Annotated in this window: 19 protein-coding genes; 8 read left to right on the forward strand and 11 right to left on the reverse strand. The window is 57.6% G+C overall.

Going from position 1 to position 19,435, the window contains the following annotated elements; genetic code table 11:
- Positions 1-45: 45 nt before the first annotated feature.
- The 5 genes from AC2FIP_RS03795 to infC all read left to right on the forward strand — a co-directional run bounded on the left by AC2FIP_RS03795 (position 46) and on the right by infC (position 4,513).
- Positions 46-1,710 carry a nitrite/sulfite reductase gene (locus AC2FIP_RS03795; protein WP_496749014.1) on the forward strand — a complete coding sequence of 555 codons (1,665 nt, stop codon included), beginning with the start codon at positions 46-48 and terminating at the stop codon, positions 1,708-1,710.
- Positions 1,700-2,461 (forward strand): phosphoadenylyl-sulfate reductase, encoded by a 762-nt coding sequence (locus AC2FIP_RS03800; protein WP_496749015.1) that lies wholly within the window; start codon positions 1,700-1,702, stop codon positions 2,459-2,461. Before AC2FIP_RS03795 ends, AC2FIP_RS03800 begins: the two co-directional genes overlap by 11 nt.
- A complete protein-coding gene (locus tag AC2FIP_RS03805) occupies positions 2,458-2,865 on the forward strand; it encodes a DUF934 domain-containing protein (RefSeq protein WP_496695306.1) in 408 nt (135 codons plus the stop codon). The genes AC2FIP_RS03800 and AC2FIP_RS03805 overlap by 4 nt, the downstream gene beginning before the upstream one ends.
- Positions 2,866-2,974: 109 nt before the next feature.
- On the forward strand, positions 2,975-3,808 hold the full coding sequence (locus tag AC2FIP_RS03810) for a ferredoxin--NADP reductase (protein WP_496708667.1): 834 nt from the start codon (positions 2,975-2,977) through the stop codon (positions 3,806-3,808).
- A 123-nt stretch (positions 3,809-3,931) separates the two neighbouring features.
- Positions 3,932-4,513 carry a translation initiation factor IF-3 gene (gene infC, locus AC2FIP_RS03815; RefSeq protein WP_246097134.1) on the forward strand — a complete coding sequence of 194 codons (582 nt, stop codon included), beginning with the start codon at positions 3,932-3,934 and terminating at the stop codon, positions 4,511-4,513.
- A 48-nt stretch (positions 4,514-4,561) separates the two neighbouring features.
- On the opposite strand, the gene AC2FIP_RS03820 is transcribed toward infC, so the two are convergent.
- The 3 genes from AC2FIP_RS03820 to AC2FIP_RS03830 form a co-directional block, all read right to left on the reverse strand.
- Positions 4,562-4,951, reverse strand: coding sequence for a hypothetical protein (locus tag AC2FIP_RS03820; RefSeq protein WP_496785206.1), 390 nt, complete (start codon positions 4,949-4,951; stop codon positions 4,562-4,564).
- A gap of 73 nt (positions 4,952-5,024) precedes the next feature.
- A complete protein-coding gene (locus AC2FIP_RS03825) occupies positions 5,025-6,341 on the reverse strand; it encodes an aspartate aminotransferase family protein (protein WP_496785208.1) in 1,317 nt (438 codons plus the stop codon).
- Positions 6,338-7,105, reverse strand: coding sequence for a beta-keto acid cleavage family enzyme (locus AC2FIP_RS03830; protein WP_496785209.1), 768 nt, complete (start codon positions 7,103-7,105; stop codon positions 6,338-6,340). Before AC2FIP_RS03830 ends, AC2FIP_RS03825 begins: the two co-directional genes overlap by 4 nt.
- 84 nt (positions 7,106-7,189) lie before the next feature.
- Here AC2FIP_RS03830 and AC2FIP_RS03835 point away from each other — a divergent pair, with 84 nt between their 5' ends.
- Complete coding sequence (locus AC2FIP_RS03835; protein WP_496785210.1) at positions 7,190-8,089, forward strand: MurR/RpiR family transcriptional regulator; 900 nt, start codon at positions 7,190-7,192, stop codon at positions 8,087-8,089.
- A gap of 52 nt (positions 8,090-8,141) precedes the next feature.
- Here the strand turns inward: AC2FIP_RS03835 and AC2FIP_RS03840 are convergent, their stop codons facing one another.
- The 5 genes from AC2FIP_RS03840 to AC2FIP_RS03860 form a co-directional block, all read right to left on the reverse strand.
- Entirely contained in the window at positions 8,142-8,933 is a 792-nt protein-coding gene (locus tag AC2FIP_RS03840; protein WP_496785211.1) for an FAD binding domain-containing protein, read from the reverse strand.
- A gap of 94 nt (positions 8,934-9,027) precedes the next feature.
- Positions 9,028-11,388: a xanthine dehydrogenase family protein molybdopterin-binding subunit gene (locus tag AC2FIP_RS03845; RefSeq protein WP_496785213.1), complete on the reverse strand. Its 2,361-nt coding sequence runs from the start codon at positions 11,386-11,388 to the stop codon at positions 9,028-9,030.
- A gap of 54 nt (positions 11,389-11,442) precedes the next feature.
- Positions 11,443-11,928: a (2Fe-2S)-binding protein gene (locus AC2FIP_RS03850; RefSeq protein ID WP_496785214.1), complete on the reverse strand. Its 486-nt coding sequence runs from the start codon at positions 11,926-11,928 to the stop codon at positions 11,443-11,445.
- A gap of 147 nt (positions 11,929-12,075) precedes the next feature.
- Entirely contained in the window at positions 12,076-13,077 is a 1,002-nt protein-coding gene (locus AC2FIP_RS03855; RefSeq protein WP_496785215.1) for a molybdopterin-binding protein, read from the reverse strand.
- On the reverse strand, positions 13,074-14,042 hold the full coding sequence (locus tag AC2FIP_RS03860; RefSeq protein ID WP_496785217.1) for an XdhC family protein: 969 nt from the start codon (positions 14,040-14,042) through the stop codon (positions 13,074-13,076). The genes AC2FIP_RS03855 and AC2FIP_RS03860 overlap by 4 nt, the downstream gene beginning before the upstream one ends.
- A 225-nt stretch (positions 14,043-14,267) precedes the next feature.
- On the opposite strand from AC2FIP_RS03860, the gene AC2FIP_RS03865 reads away from it, so the two are divergent.
- Complete coding sequence (locus tag AC2FIP_RS03865) at positions 14,268-14,768, forward strand: hypothetical protein (protein WP_246097135.1); 501 nt, start codon at positions 14,268-14,270, stop codon at positions 14,766-14,768.
- A 3-nt stretch (positions 14,769-14,771) separates the two neighbouring features.
- Here AC2FIP_RS03865 and AC2FIP_RS03870 read toward each other — a convergent pair whose 3' ends face one another.
- Positions 14,772-16,028, reverse strand: coding sequence for a vWA domain-containing protein (locus AC2FIP_RS03870; RefSeq protein WP_496785219.1), 1,257 nt, complete (start codon positions 16,026-16,028; stop codon positions 14,772-14,774).
- The gene (locus AC2FIP_RS03875) at positions 16,028-16,936 is read right to left on the reverse strand and encodes an AAA family ATPase (protein ID WP_271946832.1); all 909 of its coding nucleotides are present in this window, start codon (positions 16,934-16,936) and stop codon (positions 16,028-16,030) included. Before AC2FIP_RS03875 ends, AC2FIP_RS03870 begins: the two co-directional genes overlap by 1 nt.
- Positions 16,937-17,097: 161 nt before the next feature.
- On the opposite strand from AC2FIP_RS03875, the gene pyrC reads away from it, so the two are divergent.
- Positions 17,098-18,135 (forward strand): dihydroorotase, encoded by a 1,038-nt coding sequence (pyrC, locus tag AC2FIP_RS03880; RefSeq protein WP_496785220.1) that lies wholly within the window; start codon positions 17,098-17,100, stop codon positions 18,133-18,135.
- Here pyrC and AC2FIP_RS03885 read toward each other — a convergent pair.
- Positions 18,132-19,427, reverse strand: a complete 1,296-nt coding sequence (locus AC2FIP_RS03885; protein ID WP_496695283.1) for an MmgE/PrpD family protein — start codon at positions 19,425-19,427, stop codon at positions 18,132-18,134. The genes pyrC and AC2FIP_RS03885 overlap by 4 nt on opposite strands.
- Positions 19,428-19,435 lie beyond the last annotated feature (8 nt).

Below are 19,435 nucleotides of genomic sequence, written 5' to 3' on the forward strand. Positions count from 1 at the left end.
CTACAAAGGCCCCAGGTTCGGGGCTGCACTTAAGGACAGCTAATCATGTATCGCTACTCCGAGTTCGACACAGCATTTTTGGCAGAACGCAACAGACAGTTCCGCGCCCAGGTCGAGCGCCGCATTGACGGTTCGCTGACCGAGGATGAGTTCAAGCCGCTGCGGCTGATGAACGGCCTGTATCTGCAGCTGCACGCCTATATGCTGCGGGTCGCCATTCCCTACGGTACGCTGAACAGCGCGCAGATGCGCCAACTGGCCCTGCTGGCTGTAAAGTGGGACAAGGGCTACGGCCACTTCACCACGCGTCAGAATATCCAGTACAACTGGCCCAAGCTGCAGGACGTCCCGGATATGCTGGACGCGCTGGCCGAGGTTGGCATGCACGCCATCCAGACCAGCGGCAACACCATCCGCAACGTGACCGCCGACCATTTCGCCGGTGCCGCCGCGGATGAGGTCGCCGATCCGCGCCCCTATGCGGAACTGCTGCGCCAGTGGTCGACCGACCACCCGGAATTCCAGTTCATGCCGCGCAAATTCAAGATCGCCATCACCGGGTCCGAAAATGACCGCGCCGTGATCAAGGCGCATGATATCGGTCTGCAACTGGTCGAGCGTGACGGCGTTCTGGGTGCCCGTGTCATCGTCGGTGGCGGTCTGGGCCGTACGCCCATGATCGGTAAAGAGCTGTCTGACTTCGTCGCCTTCGACGACCTGCTGGCCTACCTTGAGGCCACCGTGTCCGTGTGGAACCAGATCGGTCGCCGTGACAACAAGTACAAGGCGCGCATCAAGATCACCGTGCATGAACACGGCATCGACGCCATCCGCGCCAAGGTGAACGAGCGTTTCCTGCAGGTCCGCCCGCAGTTCAAAGGCGCGGATATGAACCTGCTGGAAGAGATCAAGGGCCACTTCGCTGCACCTACCTTCCGCGAAGCGTCGGTTGCGTCGTTTGAAGGCGCCTACACCAATGATCCGATCTTCCGCTCGTGGGTGGATACAAACATTGCGCCGCACAAGAATGCGGACCACGCGATTGTGACAATCTCGATCAAGAAACACGGCGCGACGCCGGGTGATGCAACTGCCGAGCAGATGCGCGTGATGGCCGATCTGGCCGAAGAGTTCGCCTATGACGAGCTGCGCATCAGCCATGAGCAGAACGTGATCCTGCCGCATGTCCACAAATCGGACCTGCCCGCGATCCACGCAAAGCTGAAGGAATACGAGCTGGCGACCGCCAATATCGGCCTGATCAGCGATATCATCGCTTGCCCCGGCATGGACTATTGCGCGCTGGCAACGGCGCGTTCGATCCCGGTTGCTCAGGAAATTGCGACCCGGTTTGAAGACCTCAAACTGGAGCATGATATAGGCCACCTGAAGATCAAGATCTCGGGCTGCATCAACGCCTGTGGTCACCACCATGTCGGCCATATCGGCATTCTTGGTCTGGATCGTGCAGGCGTCGAAAACTACCAGATCACTCTGGGTGGTGACGGCACGGAAAACGCCGCAATCGGCGATCGTACGGGTCCTGGCTTTGCCTATGATGAGATCGTTCCGGCCGTTGAGCGCATAGTCGAAACCTATCTGGAGCAGCGTGAGGGCACCGAAGAAACCTTCCTCGAGACCTATCGCCGTGTCGGAATGGCTCCGTTCAAGGCGGCCCTCTACCCCGAGGCGCGAGCGAATGCCGCTTGATCTGATCCAGACTGAACTGGGCCGGGATAGACGTGAACTGACCGAACGGGTCAGTGAGTTGAACGCCCGGTTCCGCCACCACAGCGCGCATGACGTGATGCACGGAGCAATGGAAGAGATCGATGATCTCGCTCTGGTCTCAAGTTTCGGTGCGGAATCGGTGGTGTTGCTGCATATGGCGGCCGTGGTCGACAAGATGACCCCGGTGCTGTTCATCGACACGCAGATGCTGTTCACCGAAACGCTGGAGTATCAGCAGGAGGTGAGCGAGCGGTTGGGGTTGCTAAACGTCAAGATCATCCGCGCGGATGACGAGGATGTTCAACGCGACGACCCCTATGGCGCGCTGCGTCTGCGGGACATGGATGCGTGCTGCAACCTGCGCAAGACCTTCCCGCTGCAACAGGCATTGTTGGGATATGATGGCTGGATCACCGGGCGCAAACGGTTTCAGGCCGGGTCCCGCGCCACGCTTGATTTCTTTGAGGTCGAGGACGGCACAGGCCGGATCAAGGTCAACCCGCTGGCCCATTGGGCGCCCGAAGATGTACGCGCCTATATGGAAGAGAACAACTTGCCCAGGCACCCGCTGGTGGCCAAAGGATACCCTTCGATCGGCTGTGCGCCCTGTACTTCGCCGGTCAAACAGGGCGAAGACCCCCGCGCCGGACGGTGGCGCGATCAGAACAAGGAAGAATGCGGCATTCATTTTGTCGATGGCAAGATGATGCGCGCCGGAGAGAACACATGAACGTTATCGTAACCGATGAGGGGTTCGCCCCCGATGATTGGACTGATGGCTATGTCACGCTGGAAGACGCGGCCAATGATGTGGTCGCGCTGGATGTCAGCTCGGACACGGATCCGGATGAACTTGCCGAACGGCTGGGCTGCGCCAAGATGGTGCGCGTCGATTTCCCGTCCTTTGCAGATGGGCGCGGTTTTACCATCGCGCGGACCCTGCGCCTGAAAGGCTATACCGGTCGCTTGCGCGCCAAAGGCCATGTCTTGGCCGACCAGTATGCCATGGCGCGGCGCAGCGGCTTTGATGAGGTCGAGATTGAAGACACTCTGGCCGATCGTCAGCCCGAAGATCAATGGGTGGCTCGCGCCAACTGGCAGGACAACAACTATCAGGCCCGCCTGCGCGGCTAAAATCGCCTTTCGCAGCCTCAAATAGGAACGTAGGGGCAAGAGCCCCCTTTTCCTGACTTGGATCAAAGATTAAACGGAGATGTCGGTTTACTCCACCGGCAGTGAAACGATGACAGAGATGAAACCCGTGACCGAAGCAACCGCCGTGAAGGCCCCCGTTCTGCCGGACGCCCAGACTGTGACAGACGTCAAGCATTGGACTGACAGCCTGTTCTCATTCAAAGTGTCGCGCCCCGCGTCCTTGCGGTTCCGCTCGGGCGAGTTTGTGATGATCGGCCTGCTGGGCGACAACGGCAAACCCCTGCTGCGCGCCTATTCCATCGCCTCGCCGTCCTGGGATGAGGAGCTTGAGTTCTATTCGATCAAGGTACAGGACGGCCCGCTGACTTCGAAACTTCAGCACATCAAACCAGGCGATCAGATCATCCTGCGGCCCAAGCCGGTTGGCACGCTGGTCCATGACGCCCTGCTGCCCGGTAAGCGCCTGTGGTTCTTTGCCACCGGCACCGGCTTTGCACCCTTCGCCTCACTGCTGCGCGAACCGCAGACCTATGAGGATTATGACGAGATCATCATCACTCATACCTGCCGCGAAGTGGCCGAGCTGGAATATGGTCGTCAGCTGATCGAAGACATTCGCCAGGACGAAATGCTGGCTGAGCTGATGGGCGAAGGTTTTGCGGACAAGATTCGTTACTACCCGACCACCACACGCGAACAGAGCCCCAAAATGGGCCGCATTACAGAGCTGTTGAAAGACGGCACAGTATTTGCCGATCTGGGGATTGAGGGCGGCATCCAGCCGGATACGGACCGCGCGATGGTTTGCGGATCATTGGCTTTCAACCTGGATATCAAAAAAATCCTCGAGGATTTCGGACTGCGCGAAGGCGCAAATTCCGACCCCAAGGAATTCGTCATTGAAAAGGCCTTTGTTGGCTAATCCGGTTTGCCGGTCTGATATGCGACATCAGATCGGCAAAAACGCGGGAATATCATGGGAAATTCACGCTGGTGGTCACTTATGCCGCTTGAAACGTCCCGCAGCCCAGTCTAAATTCCGGGCTTGAAATTCTGCAATCATCAAAGGAATGAACCCATAGCTCGCAGACCTCACAACGCGCCGCCTCAGAGAGACACCGGCCCGCGCGTCAATGATAAGATCCGTGCCCCCGAAATTCGCCTTATCGGCGCCGAAGGTGAAAATGTCGGGGTGGTTCATCCCGCCAAAGCCATGCAACTCGCGGACGAAGCCGGCCTGGATCTGGTCGAGATTTCGCCGAATGCAAACCCTCCGGTTTGCAAAATCATGGACTTTGGTAAATTCAAATACGAAACGCAGAAACGCGAGGCCGAAGCGCGCAAAAAGCAAAAAGTCATTGAGGTGAAAGAGGTCAAGTTCCGGCCCAACACCGATACTCATGACTATGAAGTCAAAATGCGCAACGTGTTCAAATTCCTTGAAAACGGCGACAAGGTAAAAGTGACTCTGCGCTTCCGTGGTCGTGAGATGGCACACCAGAATCTGGGCCGTGAGCTGCTGGAACGTGTTGCCGTGGACACCAAGGAAATCGGCAAGGTCGAGAACATGCCCAAGATGGAAGGCCGTCAGATGATCATGATGATCGGCCCGCTGCCGCAGAAGTAAGCCCTGCGACAACTGAGTTATTCGAAACCCCCTCGGTTTGAGGGGGTTTTATTTTGCGCTTCGGCTTTTGAGCCAGACCCTTGCGTCATTCACATCAAATGCCAGCGAAATCAGGTCAATAACCAGTAGAAACACCAGAAATTTCGCATATCCGGTCGCCAGTTCGGCTTCGCTTGCAAATGCTGCAATCACGACGAAAACCATTGGCACCCAACATATTAGATGCGGAATTGCCATCGCTTTGCTCATCCCTCGGGTCGCCAGCATGATCGGAAGATTCAATGCCATCCCACCGATTGCGAGTGCTGCGATTAGAATACCATTTGGCTGATCCAGATACGCCAGAGGTGCCAGATTGGTCGGGATGAGCAGCACCACCAACCAGATCTGTACCCAGGCGGGCAAGTCCCGAAAACTCTTCCAGATGTCGACAATCATCATCGCTCCTTCAGGAATTGACCTTTTGTCGATACCCTATTGAGTAAAAAGAGAAAGTCAGATCAAAAGAGCGTCAGATCGCGGCTTTGAGTGCAACCCCCAGCTTATCAACCAATTCCTCAATCTGTGCGTCGTCGATAATGAAAGGCGGCGCCAACAGAATATGGTCACCACTTCGACCATCGCGCGTGCCAGACATGGGGTAACAGATCAGACCAGCGTTCAACGCCGCCTTCTTGATCTTGCCCGCGAAACCAAGTGAGGGATCAAACGGTGTTTTTCTGGCCCGATCCGAGACCAGCTCGATACCGCGGAACAGCCCGCGGCCCCGAATATCGCCGACATTAGGGTGCTCGCTGAACGCAGTTTCCAGCGCAGATTGCAGTCTATGCCCCATAAACTCGGCGCGCTGGGGCAGTTGTTGGCTCGTCAATTCCTTCAGCACCGCCAATGCCGCCGCAGTTGCCACCGGATGGCCGACATAGGTATGCCCGTGCTGGAAAAACCCTGACCCAATTTGGATCGCCTTATATATCCGGCTCGTACACAACATTGCGCCGATAGGTTGATAACCCGCCCCCAAACCTTTGGCGATGCACAGAATATCCGGGGCAATTCCATCGTGATCGCAGGCAAACAAATGCCCGGTGCGCCCCATTCCGCACATGACCTCATCCAGGATCAGCAAAACGCCATATTGATCACAGATTTCACGTATGCGCCTAAAATACCCTTCGACCGCCGGGACCGCCCCCAGCGTTGCCCCCACGACTGGCTCGGCCATAAACGCCATGACGGTTTCAGGGCCAAGACGCAAAATTTCGGCCTCCAACTCATCGGCCACCCGTTGACCATAGGCGTGGCTGCTCTCACCATCTTGCTTTTCGGCATATTCGTAGCAGGGCGCGATATGGGTCATTTCGATCAGCATCGGTGCGAATTGCGCACGGCGCCAGGCATTTCCCCCCGCTGACAAGGCCCCCAAAGTGTTTCCATGATAGCTTTGGCGGCGCGCGATGACGTGGCGGCGCTCGGGCTGACCGATCTCAAGAAAATACTGCCGCGCCAGTTTGATGGCGGCCTCTGTTGCTTCGGACCCTCCGGATACGAAGTAAACGCGATCCAAATCCCCGGGCGCATGATCAATCAGAAGGTCCGCAAGGGCTTCGGCAGGTTCGGACGTCATAAACCCGGTATGCGCAAAGGCGATCTTTTCAACCTGGCTTTGAACCGCCTCGATCACCGCCCGGTTTGAGTGGCCAAGACAGGACACAGCAGCATCACCGCAATCCAGATACCGCTTACCTTCAGCATCGATCAGATAGCAGCCTTCGCCGCCAACCGCGACTGGCAGCTGAGATTTCGTATGGCGTGGGAAAACGTGGCTCATGATCTATCCTCTTTCAATCTGGCGACAAGGGCCGCGACTGAGGTGGCGTTATTGTCCCAAGTGTCTCCGTTCCGGTCTGCGATGCTGTTTTCAAATCCGACCCGGACATCACCGCCCAAGGACGCCGCATGTACCAGACAGTCATGCTCTCGTTTTCCAAAGGCACAGATCATCCAAGGCGAATCCCCGTCAGGAAACGCATCCAGATCCGAGGGCTTTGATTCCTGATCAGTCCGATAGCGCCCCAGAACAAGCAAACGGTCGGATTGCTGTTCGCGCACAACACCACGCTTTTGCCACCTTGTTAATAGGGCCGCATCTTCAGCGTCGTAAAGAATATGCTGAACCCGCGTCCCCTGATCCGCGCAAAGACCATAGATCCGGTCAGCCAGATCGTTATCGCGCGCGATTTCGCGGACCGAGATCGACGCCCAAGCCGGTCTAACCTTCCTCAGACATTCGAACTGGCTGCTTACATCAAAAATCCCTGCCGCCTCGGTTGTGATCTGGATGTCCAGGGCCGGAACCCTCCGCCGAAGTTCGGCAAGTGTTTCCAGATACTGTCCCGCGTCCAAAGAGTGACGGCCTTCTGTGTCCCGAATGTGAAGATGAAGACCGGCCGCACCGGCCTCATGGCATGCTCTGGCCGCTTCAAGAATTTGCACGGTTGTGACAGGCAGGGCTGGGTGATCTGCCGCACCTCGGCGCGCACCATTGGGCGCCGCCAGAATGTAGGGTTCGGATTTCGACCGATGCTGTGACATTCCCTGCCCCCGTTTACCTGTTGCCGCATCTATGCAAGCGGCCTATGTTTTACACCTCCTTCTTTCATAACATATGTTTTTTTCATGACAGAGACCCAACGCCAGCTGACAGATCACCTGAGGAAAAACATCGACCAGATGCCGCCCAGACTTCAGGCGGCAGCCAAATACATCATAGATCACCCCGCGGATTTTGGCCTCGACCCGATACGGGTAACTGCCGAGAAGATCGGTGTCAGTGCAAATGTCCTTGTCAGGCTTGCCCAGTATATGGGCTATGGTGGGTTTCAGGCCTTCCGCTCTCCGTTCCGTCAAAATCTGGCGACGGATAACGAAGAATTCCTTGGCCCTGCCTGGCAAACCCACATGCACGCTGAAGGAGCCCATGGTCAACTTCAAGCCAAGCTTGCCCGCAACGAACAGAATGTCGTTGTCAGGTCGCTGCGATTGATGAGGCCCGACACAGCGCACCTGGCCATTGAACATATACTCGGGTCCCGCCGATGCTTCGTAACAGCCACTCGTGCTAGTTACGCGCTGGCCTATTATTTCTCCTATAACGGGCGCATGGCGCACCCGGGCATTCAGTTGATCCCCCGCCACATTGGCTCGGCCACTGATGATCTGCTGGACGCGGATGACAAGGATTGCCTGCTGGCAATCACCGTAAGCCCCTATTCGGCCGAAACGATAAAATCCGTGAGGTACGCCCGGGAAAAAGGACTTCGGGTCATCCTGATATCGGATAGCGAAGTAATTGCGCCGGGCGTTGAACCGGATGTCGCCTTTACCGTCAGCACAAGGTCACAACATCACACCTCGAGCTTTACCGGTGTCATGGCTGTGTTGGAATGTCTCATCGGCCATTTATTTGACGCCGGTGGCAAAACAGCAGCGCACCGCGTTGAGGCCTATCAAAAGGCGCGCGAAGATACCGGGGCCTATTGGCAGCCAAACAAGCTTCCGAAAATTCGCCGAAAATAGAAAAAGCCCCGAGGGACACACCCCGGGGCTTTGCGACTAAAAGCCGACTTAATTACATGCAGGCCAGCACAGCCCGCTTGGTCATCACACTGACCAGATGCGCGCGATACGCTTTGCTGCCATGAAGATCGCCGATCATGTTGGCCGGGTTGATCTTCAGCCCCATCAACGCGTCCGGTCGGAATTCAGTATTCAGCGCCTGTTCTGCTTCGGACCAGCGGAACACCCCATCCTCGCTGGCGCCCGTGACCGCCACACGCACACCGTCGGCGAACCGGGCCAGATAGACACCCACCAACGCAAAGCGCGAGGCTGGCTGCAAGAACTTCTGATAGCTCGCGGCCTGTGGCACCGGAAAGCGGATGGATGTGATGATCTCACCCTCATCCAGTGCGGTCGAGAACATGCCATCAAAAAACGCATCTGCTGCAATCTGACGGGCGTTGGTCACGATCGTGGCCCCGGATCCGAGCACACCCGCCGGGTAACAGGCCGCCGGATCGTTATTCGCAACCGAGCCGCCAATCGTGCCGCGGTTGCGCACCGCCGGATCACCGATCTGACCGGCTAATGCGGCCAGCGCCGGGTATGATCCCGCTGCCTCTTGAGCAACAACTGCATGCGGCGTTGCGCCCCCGATAGAAACCGACCCGTCATCCCCAACACAGACGCCCTGCATTTCGGGAATTCCGCTGAGCGAGACCAGTGCCGATGGCGCCGCCAATCGTTGTTTCAGCGTCGGGATCAGGGTTTGCCCACCACCCAACGCCTGCGCATCCTCAGCCCCTAAAGCGGCAACCGCGTCGGCTATGGTCGAGGGTTTCTCAAATTCGAAATTGTACATTTCGTCTTCCTTTCCGAAAGGCTCTGTTCTGCCCTTCATCTGGCTATAAATATCTCGGGGAGCGCGAGGGGTTGACCCCTCGCACCCCAACCTCTCACCCGTGCATCGCGGTCCAGACACGCGATGGACTCACCGGCATATCGATATGATCGATGGCTCTGCCGCCTGAATTCAACGCATCCAGCACCGCGTTGACCACCGCAGGTGGTGAACCGATTGCCCCGGCCTCACCACAGCCCTTCACACCCAACGGGTTATGCGTACATGGCGTCTGGCTCGAGTGATCCACCGCATAGAACGGCACATCATCGGCACGCGGCATGGCGTAATCCATAAAGGACGCGCTCAGCAGCTGACCGTTTTCGTCATAGGCACAGTTTTCAAGCAATGCCTGACCGATGCCCTGACCGATGCCGCCATGCACCTGACCATCCACGATCATCGGGTTGACGATATTGCCAAAGTCATCAGCGGCGGTGAAGGCTTCGATGGTGACCCGACCGGTTTCGGGGTCAACCTCGACCTCACAGGCATAGGCGCCAGCCGGGAAGGTAAAGTTGGCCGGGTCATAAAAGGCGGTCTCCTCCAGCCCGGGCTCGACCTCCAGCGGAAAGTTATGCGGCACATAGGCCGTCAGGGTGACATCACCCCAGGCCACCGACTTGTCGGTCCCTGCCACGCTGAACTGACCGTCCTTCAGCTCGATATCAGCCTCGGACGCCTCCAACAGATGCGCCGCGATCTTCTTGGCCTTGTCGATCACTTTCTCAGTTGCCTTTACCATCGCCGATCCACAGACCGCCAAAGACCGCGAGCCATAGGTGCCCATGCCAAACGGAATCTTCGACGTGTCGCCATGCACGATCTCGATCATCGACTCGTCGATACCGATCATGTCCGCCACAACCTGCGGGAAGGCCGTTTCATGCCCCTGCCCGTGGCTATGGGCACCTACCATGACGCTGATCGAGCCGGTGGCATTCACCCGCACAGTCGCCGCATCATACAGACCCGCACGGGCCCCCAGCATACCAACGATGTTCGAGGGCGCGATGCCGCAAGCCTCGATATAGCAGTTGACGCCCAGCCCCCGCAGCTTGCCCTTGGCCTCGCTTTCAGCGCGACGCGCGGCAAAGCCTGCCAGATCAGCAGCGGCCTCAAGCTTGTCCATCGTCCCATTATAATCGCCTGTGTCATAGGTCAGCGCCACCGGTGTGTCATAGGGGAACTGGGTGATGAAGTTCTGCCGTCGAAGGGCGATCGGATCGACACCCAGTTCACGCGCTGCCTTGTCCACGACCCGCTCCAACTGGAACGTCGCCTCAGGACGGCCCGCGCCGCGATAGGCATCCACCGGGACCGTATTGGTGAACATCGCCTTGACGTTGACCTGAATGACCGGCGTCTTGTAGTTGCCCGCCATCAGCGTCCCGTGCAGCCATGTCGGAACCGAGCTGGAGAAGGTCGACAGATACGCACCCATATTTGCATAGGTGTTGGTGCGCAGACCGATAAAGTTATTGTCCGCATCCAGCGCCAGTTCGATCTGTCCGACATGGTCGCGCCCATGCGCGTCAGACATGAACGCCTCGGACCGGCTCGAGGTCCATTTGACCGGGCGGTTACAAGCCTTGGCGGCGAAGGTGCAGAACGCCTCTTCGGCATAGTGGAAGATCTTGGTGCCAAAGCCGCCACCCACATCCGGCGCGACCACGCGAACCTTGTGTTCGGGCAGGCCCAGAACAAAGGCACACATCAACAGGCGGATCACATGCGGGTTCTGCGACGTGGTATAAAGTGTGTATTCTTCGGTGCCGCGGCTGTACTCGCCCACCGCCACACGCGGCTCCATCGGATTGGCAACCAGACGGTTGTTCACCAGATCCAGCGTGGTGACATGGGCCGCATTGGCAAAGACCTCATTGACCTTGGCATCATCGGTTTCGCCCAGCTGCCAATCATAGCAGATGTTGTTTTTCAGATCGTCATGGACCAGCGTCGCGCCTTCTTGCGCGGCGGCCTTCATGTCGATCACGGCGGGCAGCTCCTCGATATCAAGCTCGATCGCCTCAGCCGCGTCGCGGGCCTGTTCCAGGCTGTCGGCGACCACAGCAGCAATCGGATCGCCCACATGGCGCACTTTGCCCTGTGCCAAAATGGGATGCGGAGGTTCCTGCATCGGTGCGCCGTGCTTGTCGGTCACTTCCCAGCCACAGGGCATGCCGCCCACGCCTTCGAAATCCTTGCCGGTAAACACTTTGACCACGCCCGGCATGGCCTCGGCAGCAGAGGTGTCGATGCTTTTGATCCGGCCATGCGCGATGTCGGACCGCAGAAAATGCACATAGGCCTGGCCATGCACGTTGATATCGTCGGTGTAATTGCCTGCTCCGGTTAAAAAGCGCACGTCCTCGCGCCGTTTGGAACTGGCTCCGATGCCACTGTCTTTGGGCATTGCTTGTTCTCCTCCCTGAAAAAGAATTTTCGTCGAAAATTCTTTACGTCGGTATTACTCGGCAGCGATGCCGCTTACGTCCTGGCCCGATGCGGCCATGATCGCTTTGACAATGTTGTGATAGCCTGTGCAGCGGCACAGGTTGCCTTCCAGATACTTTCGAATCTCGACTTCGCTCGGGCGCGGGTTCTCTTTCAGCAAGGCGGCGGCGCTCATCACCATGCCCGGCGTACAAAACCCGCATTGCAACCCGTGATGATCCTGAAACGCCTGCTGAATCACGTTCAAAGACCCATCCTCAGCGGCCTGGCCCTCAATCGTGGCGACCTCGGACCCGTCCGCTTCCAGCGCAAGCATGTTGCACGACTTCACCGCCGCGCCATTCACATGAACAACACACGCCCCACATTGCGCCGTGTCACATCCAACATGCGTTCCGGTCAGCGACAGATGATCACGTAAAAATCCAGACAACAACGTCCGACCCTCGACCTCACCGCTAACAGACCTCCCGTTCACGGTCATGGTGACCTGTGTCATAAGTTCCTCCCATGTCATATTTTTCTCTGTCGAGTTAAACACGGGACTTATTGTTTGAGAACAAAAATTTCGCAGGGCGCCGTTTAGGACAGATCACAATGCCGAACAAAGCGGCCCGATCTGGGTCTTAAATTGATGTCAAACGCCTTACCGCTTGATAGATGCGCGTGGCTGTGGCCGGGTCGGGATTTCCTTGAGCAATCCACCGACCCCCATGCCTGCAATATGCGCCGCTGTCGTTTCAATCCCGCAAGCCACGCGCGACAAAACCCAATCCGCACCGTTCAGTGCAGGAGAGCGCGCACACCCCGGCAAACCGATTACAGGTCTGGCGTCCAGCAGACCGGTGAACAACAGGTTGCCCGGATCTACTGGCATTCCAAACCGATCCACCTGACCGCCTGCAACACGAACAGCCTGCGGCGCAACATCATGTGCATCCGAAGTTGCTGAGCCCGTCAAAATCAGGACAATATCCCCTTTGACGCCCGTCAATGCAGCAGACAGCTCCTGAATCTCATGTGGCACCACCCGAATGTCATCCAAACCCATACCCAGGGCTTCGACACGCCCTCGGATTGCGGCAATACCCTTGTCGTTCGAAACACCTCCGGGGATGTCTGTGACGATCAGGCCAGCACTGCGAAACACCGGGCCAGACAGGCGCACCGCCCCTTGTGCCAGCGCCGAGGCACGCACCACATCTTCGCCGGGAACGGCATAAGAAATGACTTTGATCGTCGCCACCATCCCGCCTGATCCCATCTGTTGATATTGGGGAACTGTGGCCACGGTAATCATTGGGTTAACCAAGTTGAACGCTTCCAGCGCCTGTACGTCCAGAACAGTGACTCCGGGGCCTCTCGCCAAGAGGTTAACGCGCCCTGTGAACGGCTCGGTGACGCGCAATCCCACGGTTGCCGGGTCCGGGGCCAAAGCCTCTGCCAACCTCCGGGCAGCGTCGTTTTCGTGACAATCACCGGGTTCCAGCTGCGCAACAGTGACCGAGGTCAACCCGGCGGCGGCCATTTCATCCAGATGAGTTTGCGTGAGCAAGAGGCCCTTACGCAGCTTTGTGTCTTGGGCTTTTACTGAATGCGCCAGAATTGCACCGGCGGCCTCGCGCAGAGGAACCGAGCCAAACTTCATGCTTTGCCCCGCAACACCGCAGTCATTTCGGCCAATATTGAAATCGCAATTTCCGCGGGATCGGCGGCGCCGATATCCAAGCCTACGGGACCGTGAATCTGTGAAATCTGCTTTTCAGTAAATCCGGCTTCTTTCATCCGGGTGACGCGTTTCGCATGCGTTCGATTAGACCCCAGCGCCCCAATATAGAACACACCGGCTCTCAGGGCTGCCTCTAACGCGGGATCATCCAGTTTTGGATCATGGGTCAGCAAGACAACAGCCGTTCGCGCATCCATTCCAAGCTTTGCAACGGCCTCATCCGGCCAATCCGTCAGCACGGTTTCCAGAGGGAATCTTGCGGCGGTTGCAAACGCATCTCGCGGATCCACAATCGCAGGGTCGTACCCCGCAATTCGCGCCATCGGGACCAGGGCCTGAGCAATATGAACGGCCCCGACCACTATCAACCGCAAGGGCGGATTGTGGACCGAAACAAATGTCTTCGCATCCTCTTCGAAACCGGACCGGTCCATGCGCATGCGTTCGGGATAACGATCGCGCTGCAACGCACGATGGCCGGATTCGATATTCACCTCATAAGCCACAGGCTCGCGCTGCGCGCGTGCAGCGACCAGATCGCGCAATATGCTTTCAGGAAGGACCGATCCAATAGGTTCGACCAGTACCCGAATTGTTCCGCCACAGGCCAGCCCGACCGCAAAAGCATCTTCGTCACTGACCCCGAATTCAAGTAGGCGCGCTTCACCCTCTTCGATCGCTTCCAACGCCTCGACGACAACCGCACCTTCGACACAACCACCCGATACTGACCCCTCAAAGCGGCCATCACCTGCTATCACAAGCTGAGCGCCAACACGTCTGGGGGCACTGCCCCAAGTCTGAACAACCGTAGCCAGCGCAACTGGCTTTCCCGTTTCATACCAATCCAGAGCAGTCTCGGGGCTGTTGTCGAATCTGTCCATATCGCCCTCCTGGCGTTTCCCGCACCAACATAGGCAGGTTTGGCAGGATGAAAAGTAAGCCATCAGGCTAACTCATGGGCCTTGAAAGAAATTCCAAATGCTATGCAAAGCCCCGCGGGTTTCAGCCGAACATCCCAAGCATTGATTGCCAGCCCTCCCGATTCTGACCTAAACGCGGATCATGCGCAGCTGTGACGCAGATTATTTTCAAAAGGAGACAGAGACTTGAAACACATTATTACACTCGGATCAGTATTGGGAATGCTAGCAGCGACAGTGGCCAGCGCAGATACCTTCCTGCGCTATGGCGAAGTGGACGGATGGAAAATCTTCATCGACGAAGACAAGAAATCCTGCCTGATCGAAGCTGTCGATGACGCGGAAAACGTGGTTCAAATGGGCCTGACCGAAGACCGCGGCGTGGGATATGTTGGCGTATTCACCAAAGCTGAAACCAACATCAAGCGTGGCGAAACCGAGGCTGTGGCGATCCTGCTGGGCGAAAACCTGTATCTTGGAGAAGCCACCGGCATGAAGGGCAACATCACCAAAGGCTATTCGGGTGGCTATGTGCTGTCGGATGACCCCAAGTTTGCCGAAGACCTTGCCAAACAGAAAGTTATGGTCGTGTTCCCCGAAAAAGAATTCGCCTTCACCGTTGATCTGACCGGTACGTATAAAGCGATGGAAATGGCGCGTAAGTGCAACGAAGAACAGCTTGGTTGAGACCTACTTCGAAAGCGCGGCCATCAACCGCGCTTTCTCACCCATGTCATCCGGTTTTGAGATGACTTTGGCCAGATCTTCCAGCGACGCAATGGAATGACCGGCCCGAAAGCTGTCAACATGGGGAAGCATCGCCGCCACCCCCTGCGCTTTTGGCGCAAAGCCATCCCATCGCAACAAAGGGTTCAGCCAGATCAAACGGCGGGCTGACAGATGCAGGCGCTGGATTTCTTTTCCAAGCACCTCGGGTTCGCCCCGATCCAGACCATCCGTAATCAACAACACCACCGCACCCTGCCCCAGAACCCGACGCGACCAGTCACGGTTAAAAGCGTGCAGGCATTCCCCGATCCGCGTGCCACCCTCCCAATCTTGCGCCTCGGCCCCTGCCGCCGACAGGGCAGCATCCACATCGCGTTGGCGCAGGTGCCGGGTGATATTCGTCAACCTCGTGCCGAAGGTAAACGCATGAACCTTGGCCCACCCCGCGCCTTTGAAGTTTGAAACCGCATGCAGGAAATGCAGGATGATACGAGAGTACTGGCTCATAGATCCTGAGATATCGCAGAGAACGACAAGGTTCGGCCACCGTTGTTTCGGCTTCAAATACGCGATATCCCGCAGTTCACCACCCTGCCGCATGGATGCGCGCAGCGTGCGGGCGCGGTCGATCCGATGCCCAAGGTGGCTGGCTTGGCCTCGGCGCGACTCGATTGGTTTTACCGGCAATTTCAGCTGTGCCAGAATGCGCTTGGCCAAGGCAATTTCTTCGGTGCTCATTTGCTCAAAGTCTAGATTGCGCAACCGTTCTTCCGAGGACGCGGTCCGCGACGCATCTATCTCCAGCTCAGTTTCTTCCTCGATGTCAGAGCTGTCAGGCAAGTCCCGTTCAACGCCGTCCAGCAGAGCCTCGGCCGCGCGTTTCTCTGCAGCTTCGGCCTTGCGCTCTTCCTGGACGCCGCGGATCGCTGGCAACATCATCGACATCATATGCTCCATGTACCGCGGATCGCGCCAATACATGCGAAAGATCTGTGCAAAGACCGCCCGATGCTCGGGTCGGGTCACGAAACAAGCGTGCAACGTCCAGTAAAAGTCGCGCTTCTCCGAGAAGCCCGCAACCTGAACCGCCCGGATCGCATCCACGACCCGCCCGGTGCCGATGGGCAACCCGGCCTTGCGCAAAGCCCGCGCGAAATGAGTGATGTTCTGCGCCAGTTTTGGGTTGTCGGGGATGTCGAGAGGGAGCTGTTCAGCCATCAGGCAGGTTCCAGCGACGCCTTGGCTTCATCCAGAATACGTTTCGCCTCGGACCCTTGCAGTTGCTGGATATCGTCCTGATATTTCAGGATCGCCCCCAGAGTGTCGCCGATCACTTCGGGGCTAAGGTTGATGACGTCCAGCGCCAGCAGGCATTTGGCCCAGTCGATGGTCTCGGCCACTCCTGGTTTCTTGAACAGATCCTCTGTGCGCAGGTGTTGGACAAAGGCGACGACCTCTCGGCTTAGCGCCTCGGCGACCTCGGGGGCGCGGGCGTTCAGAATTTCAATTTCACGGTCAAAATCCGGGTAATCGACCCAATGGTACAGGCAACGGCGTTTCAGGGCGTCATGCACTTCTCGCGTTCGGTTCGATGTAACGATGACAATCGGTGGCTCCGGCGCTTTGACAGTTCCCAATTCGGGGATGGTGACCTGAAAATCGCTGAGCGCTTCCAGCAGGAAGGCCTCGAACGGTTCATCCGTGCGGTCAAGTTCGTCAATCAACAGGACGGGTGCCCCGTTTTCATCCGGGCGCATGGCCTGCAGCAACGGACGCTCGATCAGGTAGTCGTCAGAAAACAATTCGGTCTGCAACGAACCCCGGTCAGCGCCGCCCGAGGCTTCGGCAGTTCGGATCGCCACCATTTGCGCCGGGAAATTCCATTCGTAAACCGCCGAGGATGCGTCCAACCCCTCATAACATTGCAGGCGGATCAGACGGCGGTTCAGACCAGCGGCCAGTGCTTTAGCGATTTCGGTTTTTCCGACACCAGCCTCACCCTCAAGAAACAGTGGACGGCCCAGTTTCAATGACAAAAACACCACTGTCGCCAAGGCTCGACCGCATACGTAACCCTGTGAGCCCAGCATCTGCTGCACGGTATCAATGGAATCTTGCTGCGTCATGGAACCCTCTTTCTTTCGTTGCTTAACAGGTCATGCAAGCGCAGGGGCGTCAAGGCCCCGGCCCCGCCACCCAGACGCCATCGCCGCAAATAGGTGAAGTTTTTGCACCAGATCCTCACGGTTTGGTTGGTCTTTGGCCGAGGCTGTGCTAGCGGGTGCGCATGACTGATACGCTGACCATTCGCCGCCCCGATGACTGGCATCTGCATTTGCGCGATGGCGCCATGTTGCAGGCCGTTCTGCCCGAAACCGCACGCCATTTTGCCCGTGCGATCATAATGCCGAACCTCGTTCCGCCAGTTGTGCACGGCGATCAGGCCGCCGCATATCGCGACCGCATTCTGGCCGCCCTGCCCGAAGGCATGCCGTTCGAGCCGCTGATGACCTTGTACCTGACCGAAGACACCGACGCAGAGGATGTCGCCGCAGCCCATGCAAGTGGGCTGATCAAGGCCGTAAAGCTGTATCCCGCAGGCGCAACCACCAATTCCGCCTCGGGCGTGCGTGATTTCGACAAGGTCCGCCCGGTGCTTGAGAGAATGGCTGAGATCGGTCTGCCGATGTGTGTCCATGGTGAAGTTACCGATGCCGAGGTCGACATTTTCGACCGCGAAGAGGTTTTCATCGATACGATACTTGATCCACTGCGCCAGGCGACTCCTGGTTTGCGGGTGGTGATGGAACACATCACGACGGCTCAGGGTGCAAATTATGCGCAATCCGGTGGAGATGATCTGGCCGCAACAATCACGGCCCATCACCTGATCATCAACCGCAATCACATCCTGGTGGGCGGGATCAAACCGCATTACTACTGCTTGCCCGTGGCCAAGCGCGAGACCCATCGCCAGGCTTTGATGAGCGCCGCAACTTCTGGGATGTCTTGCTACTTCCTTGGCACCGACAGCGCGCCACACACAGATGCAAACAAGGAAATGGCCTGTGGCTGTGCGGGATGCTTCACCGCTACAAACACCATGTCCCTGGTGGCCGAGATGTTTGACAAAGCCAGTGCGCTGGACAAGCTGGAAGGGTTCACATCATTGAACGGACCTGCGTTTTATGGCCTGCCGGTGAATAAAGAAACCATCACCCTTACCAAGGGCGACCCCGTTGAATATCCCGACAAGATCGAAACTGACGACGGCCCGGTAACAGTATTCGAACCCGGGTTCCCCTTGCACTGGCGCGTCGTCTAACGCGCCAGCATTTTCGCCAGATCACGGGTGCGGCCACCGGTACGCAGCATCGACCAGATCGCGTCTGCGTCCTCGGCACCGATCAGCTTGGCCGCCTTGCTTCTGACCCGATCTTCCCGGTCGGCCAATGTCATAGGGCCAAGCAAATCGTGGCTGGCCTGTTTACGTGCCCCATCGCGGCGCAGCAAAGACAGATCCGCTTGAGTTTCAGACAGCGTCTCATCGGCTTCGACTGAAATCCGGTCCCGCAGCGATTGCAGGCGCCTATCCGCACATACCTTATCCGAAAAACTGTCTGGCAAGGCTGTGTCATATCCCAGCGCTTGCATAGCAATTACCGTCCGGTAGGAAAACTTGGCCCCCAACCCGGTGGTCGGAGAGGTTTGATTACACACTGTCATCCAACGTGGGTGGGTCCTGATCCTGATCTCGGCTACTTCGGGCTCTGCAATATCCAGGTCACGTGCGGCCTCTAATGCGGCGTGCAACCCATGACAGCAGGCATGAAACTTATGGCTTACATCTTTGAACAGCCACGTCTCTCCAATTCCATCCAGAGCAGCGGCCTGTTCGGACTGACCCATATGAGTTGCACCAAAACCATAGGGCCCCTCAAGCGCATCCGAGTTGGGTTCAAACCCCTTGGACACCAACAGCGCAGCCTCAACCCCTGCAGCGGCAGCTAGCCCGGCATTATAGGGCTTTCCCATCGTGCCGAAATGAGCTTTCAGCCCTGCGGCGCGGGTGGCAGCCAGACCAAGAACCCGGCGCATCTTTTCCGTATTGAACCGCAGCACCCGGCCAGCGGCGACCGCCGCACCAAAGGCACCTGACGTCGCGGTCTGATGGAACCCGCCCTGGTAATGCGCACGCCCCAGCCAAAGCCCTACGCGGATCGAAACCTCCATCCCGACAAGAGCGGCCTCAAGGATATCGACAAGAATCCGGTCGTCCCAATCACAAAGGGCAAAGGCCGCAGGCATAACCGCGACCGAAGGGTGCCCGATATGCGCAAAATGCGTGTCATCATAATCCAAAGCGTGGGAAATGGTTCCGTTAACCAAACCAGCTGCCCTGACGGGAGCCAGCCCCCCGCCAAATAGATGGGCCTGCGGGTTGCCCCCTTCATCCAGAACCAGCGCGCGCACGGTCTGAGATACGGGTTCGCTAACACCGACGCGGCCAACAGCTACCCAATCCAGCGCAGACAGAGAGGTTACGAGACGGGCCTCTGACGAGGTCGCAACAGGCCCCGAGGCAAAATCGGCCAATGCTGTGGTAAAATCAGTCATGTGGCGCA

Source organism: Ruegeria sp. CDSB114 (assembly GCF_059611025.1).

What these genes read in the sequence shown, in the direction of transcription:
- AC2FIP_RS03795 (WP_496749014.1), top strand. Translation starts at nt 46, where the DNA reads ATGTATCGCTACTCCGAGTTCGACACAGCATTTTTGGCAGAACGCAAC.
- AC2FIP_RS03800 (WP_496749015.1), top strand. Translation starts at nt 1,700, where the DNA reads ATGCCGCTTGATCTGATCCAGACTGAACTGGGCCGGGATAGACGTGAA.
- AC2FIP_RS03805 (WP_496695306.1), top strand. Translation starts at nt 2,458, where the DNA reads ATGAACGTTATCGTAACCGATGAGGGGTTCGCCCCCGATGATTGGACT.
- AC2FIP_RS03810 (WP_496708667.1), top strand. Translation starts at nt 2,975, where the DNA reads ATGACAGAGATGAAACCCGTGACCGAAGCAACCGCCGTGAAGGCCCCC.
- AC2FIP_RS03820 (WP_496785206.1), bottom strand. Translation starts at nt 4,951, where the DNA reads ATGATTGTCGACATCTGGAAGAGTTTTCGGGACTTGCCCGCCTGGGTA.
- AC2FIP_RS03825 (WP_496785208.1), bottom strand. Translation starts at nt 6,341, where the DNA reads ATGAGCCACGTTTTCCCACGCCATACGAAATCTCAGCTGCCAGTCGCG.
- AC2FIP_RS03830 (WP_496785209.1), bottom strand. Translation starts at nt 7,105, where the DNA reads ATGTCACAGCATCGGTCGAAATCCGAACCCTACATTCTGGCGGCGCCC.
- AC2FIP_RS03835 (WP_496785210.1), top strand. Translation starts at nt 7,190, where the DNA reads ATGACAGAGACCCAACGCCAGCTGACAGATCACCTGAGGAAAAACATC.
- AC2FIP_RS03840 (WP_496785211.1), bottom strand. Translation starts at nt 8,933, where the DNA reads ATGTACAATTTCGAATTTGAGAAACCCTCGACCATAGCCGACGCGGTT.
- AC2FIP_RS03845 (WP_496785213.1), bottom strand. Translation starts at nt 11,388, where the DNA reads ATGCCCAAAGACAGTGGCATCGGAGCCAGTTCCAAACGGCGCGAGGAC.
- AC2FIP_RS03850 (WP_496785214.1), bottom strand. Translation starts at nt 11,928, where the DNA reads ATGACACAGGTCACCATGACCGTGAACGGGAGGTCTGTTAGCGGTGAG.
- AC2FIP_RS03855 (WP_496785215.1), bottom strand. Translation starts at nt 13,077, where the DNA reads ATGAAGTTTGGCTCGGTTCCTCTGCGCGAGGCCGCCGGTGCAATTCTG.
- AC2FIP_RS03860 (WP_496785217.1), bottom strand. Translation starts at nt 14,042, where the DNA reads ATGGACAGATTCGACAACAGCCCCGAGACTGCTCTGGATTGGTATGAA.
- AC2FIP_RS03870 (WP_496785219.1), bottom strand. Translation starts at nt 16,028, where the DNA reads ATGGCTGAACAGCTCCCTCTCGACATCCCCGACAACCCAAAACTGGCG.
- AC2FIP_RS03875 (WP_271946832.1), bottom strand. Translation starts at nt 16,936, where the DNA reads ATGACGCAGCAAGATTCCATTGATACCGTGCAGCAGATGCTGGGCTCA.
- pyrC (WP_496785220.1), top strand. Translation starts at nt 17,098, where the DNA reads ATGACTGATACGCTGACCATTCGCCGCCCCGATGACTGGCATCTGCAT.
- AC2FIP_RS03885 (WP_496695283.1), bottom strand. Translation starts at nt 19,427, where the DNA reads ATGACTGATTTTACCACAGCATTGGCCGATTTTGCCTCGGGGCCTGTT.